The following is a 492-nucleotide window of genomic DNA, read 5'->3' as shown; positions in this document are numbered from 1 at the left end:
GATGTCGTATTGATTGACGGCGGCAAAGGACAAATCGGCATCGCCGTATCCGTATGGGAAGAACTCGGGCTGCACATCCCCTTGGTCGGCATCGCCAAAGGCCCCGAACGCAAAGCCGGCATGGAAGAACTCATCCTCCCGTTCACCGGTGAAACCTTCCGCCTGCCGCCCAACAGCCCCGCCCTGCACCTCCTGCAAACCGTGCGCGACGAATCGCACCGCTTCGCCATCACAGGCCACCGCAAAAAACGCGACAAAGCCCGCGTTACCTCTTCCCTCAGCGACATCCCCGGCGTAGGCAGCAAACGCCGCCAGGCCCTGCTCACCCGCTTCGGCGGCCTGCGCGGCGTCGTTGCCGCCAGCAAAGAAGATTTGGAACAAGTCGAAGGCATCAGCAAGGCATTGGCGGAAACCATTTACGAGCATCTGCATTAAACGATGGGATGAATAAAGCAAGAGGTCGTCTGAAAAGTTTTCAGACGACCTCTTGCT

1 protein-coding gene is annotated in these 492 nt (G+C 58.7%); it reads left to right on the top strand.

All coding sequences use genetic code 11. The annotated features are described in order from the left end of the window. A partial coding sequence (locus tag HMPREF2954_RS06900) for a helix-hairpin-helix domain-containing protein (protein WP_321178156.1) occupies positions 1-435 on the top strand: 435 nt, incomplete at its 5' end. Positions 436-492 lie beyond the last annotated feature (57 nt).

The sequence above is a fragment of the Neisseria sp. HMSC067H09 genome (assembly GCF_001814135.1).
In the GTDB taxonomy this organism is placed as follows: Bacteria; Pseudomonadota; Gammaproteobacteria; order Burkholderiales; family Neisseriaceae; genus Neisseria.
Note: the sequence above shows the minus strand (reverse complement) of the source record. Positions and strands in the feature narration are given on the sequence as shown.